The sequence below is a fragment of the Nostocoides jenkinsii Ben 74 genome (assembly GCF_001046875.1).
GTDB lineage: Bacteria > Actinomycetota > Actinomycetes > Actinomycetales > Dermatophilaceae > Nostocoides_A > Nostocoides_A jenkinsii.
This window is the reverse complement of the sequence record NZ_HF571038.1, coordinates 640416-647968: the sequence shown is the minus strand read 5'-3', so window position 1 is coordinate 647968 and position 7553 is coordinate 640416. Positions and strand designations below refer to the sequence as shown.

Genomic DNA, 7553 nt, shown 5'->3' with positions numbered 1-7553 from the left:
ACTGTGGACACCTTGCAAGGTGTCCACAGTTGACTAACTGCTGCTAGCAGAAGTTCCACGGTCGGCACCAGCCACCCCAGGCCGCCGACACGGGGCTTGGGGTGGCTGGTGGGTGGGGGCTAAGCGCCGAGCGCCGCGCTCACGACGTCGCGGGCCTCGGCCTGGACCTGCGCCAGGTGCTCGGGTCCCTTGAAGGACTCCGCGTAGATCTTGTAGACGTCCTCGGTGCCACTCGGGCGCGCGGCGAACCACGCGGACTCGGTGGCGACCTTCAGCCCGCCGATCTTGGCGCCATTGCCCGGTGCCTCGGTCAGCTTGGCCGTGATCGCTTCTCCCGCAAGGGTTTCGGCGGCGACATCGGCGGGGGAGAGAGCTCCCAGCTTCGCCTTCTGCTCCCGGTTGGCGGGGGCGTCAATGCGGGCGTATGCCGGGCTGCCGTGTTTTGCCGTCAACTCGCCATACAACTGGCTCGGGCTCTTGCCCGTCTTGGCCTGGATCTCGGACGCGAGCAGGGCCAGCAGGATGCCGTCCTTATCCGTGGTCCAGACGGTCCCGTCCATCCGCAGGAAGGACGCGCCCGCCGACTCTTCGCCACCGAAGGGGCCGGAGCCGTCGAGCAGTCCAGGCACGAACCACTTGAACCCGACCGGCACCTCGACCAACCGTCGCCCGAGGTCCGCCGCAACGCGGTCGATCATCGAACTCGACACCAGTGTCTTGCCCACGAAGCCGTCGGCGCGCCAGCCGGGGCGGGCACCGCCATACAGATATTGAATCGCCACTGACAGATAGTGGTTGGGGTTCATCAGCCCGCCGTCGGGGGTGACGATCCCGTGCCGGTCGGAATCCGCGTCGTTGCCCGTGGCGATCTGGAACTGGTCGCGCTTGTCGATCAGCGAGGCCATCGCAAAGGGCGACGAGCAGTCCATGCGGATCTTGCCGTCCCAGTCCAAGGTCATGAATCGCCACGTCGGGTCGACCAGCGGGTTGACGACGGTCAGATCGAGCCCGTGTCGGTCGGCAATCGCGCCCCAATAGTCCACCGCGGCGCCACCCAGCGGGTCGGCGCCGATGCGGATGCCGGCGTCGCGAATGGCCTGGATGTCGATGACATTGGGGAGGTCATCGACATACGTCCCGAGGAAGTCATAGGACTGACAAGCCGCCCGAGCCCGGCTGAACGGGATGCGCCTGACCCCGACCAGCTCAGCCCGGATGTAGTCGTTCGCCCGCGCGGCGATCCACTTCGTGGCATCGGTGTCGGCCGGCCCACCGTGCGGCGGGTTGTACTTGAAACCACCGTCCGTCGGCGGATTGTGCGACGGGGTCACCACGATGCCATCCGCCAAGCCGATCCCAGCCGGCATGTCGTCGACGCCGCCGACCTTCCCGCGATTGGCTGTCAGGATGGCGTGCGACACCGCCGGCGTCGGGGTGTAGCGGTCGCTCGAATCCACCAGCACCGTCACGTCATTGGCGACCAGCACCTCCAGCGCCGACGCCCACGCGGGCTCGGACAGGCCGTGCGTGTCGCGACCGATGAACAGCGGGCCGTCGAAGCCCTGCTCACGGCGATAGTCCACGATCGCCTGGGTGGTGGCGAGAATGTGGTCCTCGTTGAAGGCGGTCTTCAGCGAGGTCCCCCGGTGGCCGGAAGTCCCGAACGCGACCTGCTGGTCGATGTTGTCAGGGTCCGGCTTGCCGGTGTAGTAGGCGGTGATCAGGTGAGCGATGTCCACCAGGTCGCCCGACTGCGCGACCTGTCCGGCGCGGTCGTGGGTCACGCGCTGGGTCCGTCCTCATCGGTCCTGTCGGCCACCGGGGCGAGGTAGATGGCCGAGAGCTTTTGCACAAAGACCGTGGCGCTGTAGGGCTGGTTGTCCCACGGCTGCTCCTCGGCAGTGAGGATCACGCCGGCCTGACTGAGCGAGCCATACTCGTCGTAGCCGGACGTGTCGAGGATGACCTCCCACTGACCGGCATACGGCAGCCCGATGCGCATGCCGTCGCGAGGCCCGCCGCCGAAGTTCACCACGACCGCCACCGCGTTGCGCTCGCCGCGATCCTGGCGACCGAAGCGCACATACGAGAAGGTGTTGCCCGCATTGTCGTGCGGGTTGAGCCATTCGAAGCCGGCCGGGTTGGAGTCCTGCGCCCAGAGCGCGTCCCGACCGCGATAGATCGTGTTGAGCTCCTTGACCAGGTTGTGAACCCGGTAGTGCGCCGCGTGGTCGAGCAGCCACCAGTCGAGCGAGCGCCCGTCGGCCCACTCCGAGGGCTGCGCGAACTCACAACCCATGAAGATCAGCTGCTTGCCCGGGTGGCTCCAGATGTAGGCGAGATAGGCGCGCAGAGTGGCCAACTGGTCATACCGGTGGCCGGGAATCTTGCCGACCAGCGAGCCCTTGCCGTGGACGACCTCGTCGTGGCTGATCGGGAGGACGTAGTTCTCGCTGTAGGCATACATCAGCGAGAAGGTCAGCAGGTTGTGGTGATACTGGCGATAGACCGGGTCCCGCTGCAGGTAGCGCAGCGAGTCGTTCATCCACCCCATATTCCACTTCAACCCGAATCCGAGACCGCCGCTGGAGGTGGCCTTGGTGACCCCGGGCCACGACGTCGACTCCTCGGCGATCGTCACAACCCCAGGCTCGCGCTTGTATGCCGTGGCGTTGGCTTCCTGGAGCAGCCCGATGGCTTCGAGGTTCTCCCGGCCGCCGTACTGGTTCGGGAGCCACTCGCCGCCGGCCCGCGAGTAGTCGAGGTAGAGCATGCTCGCGACGGCGTCGACGCGCAGGCCGTCGATGTGGAACTCCTCCAGCCAGTAGGTCGCATTGGCGACCAGGAAGTTGCGCACCTCCTTGCGGCCGAAGTCGAAAATGTGTGTCCCCCAGTCGGGTTGGTCGCCGCGCCGCGGATCGGCGTGCTCATAGAGCGCGAGTCCGTCGAAGCGCGCCAGCGCCCATTCGTCCTTGGGGAAGTGCGCCGGGACCCAGTCCAGCAGGACGCCGATGCCGGCTTGGTGAAGCTTGTCCACGAGGTACTTGAAGTCGTCCGGCGTCCCGAATCGCGCGGTCGGCGCGTAGTAGCCGGTGACCTGATAACCCCATGACGGCCCGTAGGGGTGCTCCATCACCGGCAGGAACTCGACGTGCGTGAACCCGAGGTCGGAGACGTAGTTGACCAGGTGTTCGGCCAACTCGGCATACGACAGACCCTGGCGCCACGAGCCGAGGTGGACCTCGTAGACGCTCATCGGGCCGGTGTGCGGGTTGTCGGCCTTGCGCTTGGCCTGCCAGTCGTCGTCCGTCCACTCATAGCGCGAGTCGTGCACGACCGAGGCCGTTCGCGGCGGGCATTCGGTGCGCCGCGCCATCGGGTCGGCCTTGTCCCGCTCGACGTCGTCGGCTCCACGAATCCGGAATTTGTATGCCGAGCCGGCGCCCACGCCGGGAATGAAGAGTTCCCAGATGCCCGAGTTGCCGAGCAGGCGCATGGGGTGAACGCGGTCGTCCCAGCCGTTGAAGTCTCCGACGACGAAGACGGCCTTGGCGCGAGGTGCCCACACCGAGAAAGACGTGCCGGTCACATCGCCCATCGGGCCGGGATAGGTGCGCACATGCGAGCCGAGGACCTTCCACAGCTCCTCGTGACGACCCTCATTGAACAGAAAGCGGTCGATCTCCCCGACAGTCGGGGCGAAGCGGTAAGGGTCGTCGGCTTCGTGCTCGATGCCGTCGCCCCAGGTCGTCAGGATGCGATAGTCCATCGTCTGCCCGACGTCGCCCCGCAGGCCACTCCAGACACCATCGGATTCATGCTCAAGGTCGAGGATCTCACCGTCCTCGAAGCGAACGCGCACCGAGTTGGCAAGCGGCCGCATGGTCCGAATGCGCAGGCCATCCGTCTCGACGTGCTGCCCGAGCACATCGTGGGGTTGCTGGTGGCGGCCATTGGCCAGCGACCAGCGCGCTCCGGGAAGAGCGCTGGGGGGAGTGGGGCTCACGGTAGGTCCTCCTTGGTGGCGTCTTCGTCGCGGAAGAGCCGATCGATTGCGGTTAGAGGTATGTCGATCCACGCCGGCCGATTGCGAGCCTCGTAGACCACTTCGTACAACGCTTTGTCCACCAGGAAGGCGTCGAGCAGCGGGCCTGCCGTCCTGGGATCGCGGCCAGACACGCTGGTGTAGCCGTCGAGGAACGTCTGCTGCGCCTCGGCGACCCAGTCGCGGGCCGACAGACCCCGGGTGCCTTGCTCCACCGAACCACCTGCGTAATCGAAGGAGCGCAGCATGCCCGCGACATCGCGCAGCGGCTGGTCGGTGCGGGTGCGCTCGGCGAGGGGCCGCAACGGCTCACCTTCGAAGTCCAGCAGCACCCAACCACGCTCCGGGATCTCGAGCACCTGACCGAGGTGGTAGTCCCCGTGGATGCGCTGGAAGTCGGGCCACTGGGCGGCCTCGGCCGCGGCATACACCGCGTCGATGTCATCTCGGTAGGTCGCCAGGGGCGGGACCTCTGCGGCAGCCGCGGCGAAGCGCGCGCGCATCTCGGCGACGATCTCGCCGATGCGTCCGGGCTCGGCGGCCTCCGTCGGCAGCTCGGACGCCAAGACCGCGTGCACCTCGGCGGTCGCTTCCCCGAGCGCCTGCGCGCGGGCGCCGAAGGACGCCCCGGAACCGGCCGCAGTGAGGGCCTCGCGCCAGGCGTCCTGCGCTCCGGGCAGGAACTCCTGCGCGAAGGCGAGGTGCCCATGGGCCTGCCCGCCGTCCGCCGACGGCCAGGCGCCGGAAATGGCCCCCAGGCTCGCTGGGACGCGGGGGCAGCCGGCCGCTGCCAGCGCCCCCTGCAGCACCACATCCGGGTTCTCGCCGGCAGCCAGCGCCCGGAAGACCTTGGTGATCACCGGGTGCTCTCCGCCGTCGGCGTCCACGGCCATACCGATGATGGAGGTGTTGGACTGCTCACCCGACAGCACGCGGGAACTGATCAACCGCCAGCCCTGCGAGACACCGGTGCCCGACACGGCCTCCTCCGGTGTGTCGTCCGTGGTGGACGACACCGCCTCGGCCGCGCCCGTGGCGAGGGCGAAGAGCCGCTCGGCATACACGGGGTCGTGGGGAGCGTCATACACATAGCGATGGCCGAGGACCGAGTGGTCGAGGGTTCCGACGAGGGCGTGCTCACCGCCGGGCAATGGCGTCCCGCGATAGGTGAGCGGAATCTGATAGACGAGCGGGGGAGTCGTCGCATCGTCCGCAATGACGATCGACTCCAGTCCCACCTCGCCGGCGGGATCGTCCAGCCGCCACGAGAACAGCCGACGCAACTGCGGCGTGCGGCCCTTCGCGGCATACCACCGTTGGGAGCCGATCCAGGCGGTGAGGAGCTCGACCTTGGAGGGGGTGAGGGTAGCGCCGGTGTGGATGGTGGCCATGCCTACCTCAGGAACGACGGACGTGGATGATGTGCACGGGCTCGCCCTCGGGGCCGAGGCGCACGTAATTGTGCTCCCACCACTGCCACGTCGCATCCGTGATCAGGTCGTGCGCGACGAAGCTGTCGTGATAGCCCATCCCGAGGGCGGGCATGTTGAGGCGGACCATCGAGGACCGCGTGCTGTGCGGGTCGAGGTTCGCCACGACGATGATCGTGTCGATCTGACCGTCGGACAGCACCCGCGACTTCGAGAAGCACATGATGTTGTCGTCGTCGACGTGGTGGAACCGCAGATTGCGCAGCCAACGCAGGGCGGGGTGCGCGGCGCGAATCTCGTTGATCCGCGTGAGGTACGGCGCGAGGGACTGCCCTTCTTTCGGGCCGCCCTTCTCATAGTCAGCCCAGCGCCGGTCCTTGAACTGGTATTTCTCGTTGTCGATCTGCTCCTCCGCACCCGGGCGGGCGACGTGCTCGACGAGTTCGTAGCCTGCGTAGATGCCATAGGTCGGCACGAGTGTCGCGGCCAATGCCGCGCGCAACTTCCACGCAGCGAGGCCGCCGAATTGCATGTATGGCGTGAGGATGTCGTGGGTCGTCGGCCAGAAGCTCGGACGCATGTAGGTCGCGGCCGGGCCGGCGAGTTCGGTGCAGTATTCCTGCAGCTCCCAACGGGCGTTGCGCCAGGCGTAGTAGGTATAGCTCTGCTGGAACCCCACCTTGCCGAGCGTGTGCATCATGGCTGGCTTGGTGAAAGCCTCGGCGAGCCAGATGACGTCGGGGTGGTCCTTGGCGACGTCCTCGATCAGCCACTGCCAGAACTCCACCGGCTTGGTGTGCGGGTTGTCGACGCGGAAGATCTTGACGCCGTGGTCGATCCAGACCTGGATCACGCGGCGGACCTCGGCATACGCCCCGGCCGGATCGTTGTCGAAGTTGAGCGGATAAATGTCCTGGTACTTCTTCGGGGGGTTCTCGGCGTAGGCGATCGTGCCGTCGGCCCGCGTGGTGAAGAACTCCGGGTGCGAGTTCACCCACGGGTGATCGGGAGAGGCCTGGAGCGCAATGTCCATCGCGACCTCCATCCCGAGCCGCTCGGCCTCGGCGACGAAGGCGTCGAAGTCGTCGAACGTGCCGAGGTCGGGGTGCAGGGCGTCGTGCCCGCCATCGGGGGAGCCGATGGCATAAGGGCTGCCGGGATCGTGCGGCCCGGCGTTCAGGGTGTTGTTGGGGCCCTTGCGCGCGGCGCGACCGATCGGGTGGATCGGCGTCAGATAGACGACATCGAAGCCCATCGCGGCAATGGCGGGCAGCCGCTTCGCGGCAGTGGCGAACGTGCCCGAGACCCACTGCTCCGTCTCGGAGTCGTAGCGGCAGCCTTCGGAGCGCGGAAAGATCTCGTACCACGCGCCATACAGAGCCCGCTCGCGCTCGACCAAGAGCGGGTAGTCGAGGGAGGGGCTGACCATGTCGCGCAGGGCGAGAGCGGCCATTTCTTCGTGAACCTCGCGGCTCAGGCCGGCGTTGAGCCGCACCTCGGCAGTCTGGCCGGTGTCCGCGAGGGCGGCGGCGGCCTCGTCCAGGAGCAGGCGACCGGTCCCGGAGCGGCCCGGTTGCTTGGCGGCGCGGGACATGAGCAGCGCACCCTCGGTGAGCATGAGCTCGACGTCGACACCGGCTGCCACCTTGATCGTGGCGTCGTGGACCCAGGTGCCGTAGGGATCGGACCAGCCCTCGATCCGGTAATGCCACAGTCCCGGCCGGTCGGCGGTGATCTCGCTGACCCAGTGGTTGAGGCCCGGATTGGCGCACACCATCGCGCTAACGGCTTCCCGGCCGTCGGGATCGGTCAGCACGAGGCTCGCGTTGACGGCGTCGTGACCCTCGCGGAAGACCGTCGCTGACACCGGAAACGTCTCGCCAACAACGGACTTCGCGGGCCGGGAGCCGTTGTCGACGACGGGCTCGACGTTTTGGACGGGGATCCGGCCGATCGGCGTCTGCGGAGGCGTCGACAGCGGCGGCGTGGTCGCCGTGCCGCCCGAGGCCGAGTCGAGGGATGCGGCAGCGGGAGAGGAGGCATTGGTCACATCCCAACGCTATCGGCTGACGCTGCTC

General features: G+C 67.4%; 4 protein-coding genes. All 4 read right to left on the bottom strand.

What is annotated here, in order from left to right:
• Nucleotides 1-119: 119 nt before the first annotated feature.
• The 4 genes from pgm to BN13_RS03025 are packed head-to-tail and all read right to left on the bottom strand — an operon-like array spanning nucleotide 120 to nucleotide 7525.
• Nucleotides 120-1784, bottom strand: a complete 1665-nt coding sequence (gene pgm / locus BN13_RS03040; protein WP_048544329.1) for a phosphoglucomutase (alpha-D-glucose-1,6-bisphosphate-dependent) — start codon at nucleotides 1782-1784, stop codon at nucleotides 120-122.
• Nucleotides 1781-4006: a 1,4-alpha-glucan branching protein GlgB gene (gene glgB, locus BN13_RS03035; RefSeq protein WP_048544327.1), complete on the bottom strand. Its 2226-nt coding sequence runs from the start codon at nucleotides 4004-4006 to the stop codon at nucleotides 1781-1783. The genes pgm and glgB overlap by 4 nt, the downstream gene beginning before the upstream one ends.
• Nucleotides 4003-5436: a maltokinase N-terminal cap-like domain-containing protein gene (locus BN13_RS03030; protein ID WP_048544325.1), complete on the bottom strand. Its 1434-nt coding sequence runs from the start codon at nucleotides 5434-5436 to the stop codon at nucleotides 4003-4005. The genes glgB and BN13_RS03030 overlap by 4 nt, the downstream gene beginning before the upstream one ends.
• Before the next feature lie 7 nt (nucleotides 5437-5443).
• Complete coding sequence (locus BN13_RS03025; RefSeq protein WP_084733534.1) at nucleotides 5444-7525, bottom strand: alpha-1,4-glucan--maltose-1-phosphate maltosyltransferase; 2082 nt, start codon at nucleotides 7523-7525, stop codon at nucleotides 5444-5446.
• Between the last annotated feature and the right edge of the window lie 28 nt (nucleotides 7526-7553).

Coding starts and splice junctions, on each gene's coding strand:
- BN13_RS03030 (WP_048544325.1), bottom strand. CDS start 5,436: ATGGCCACCATCCACACCGGCGCTACCCTCACCCCCTCCAAGGTCGAG.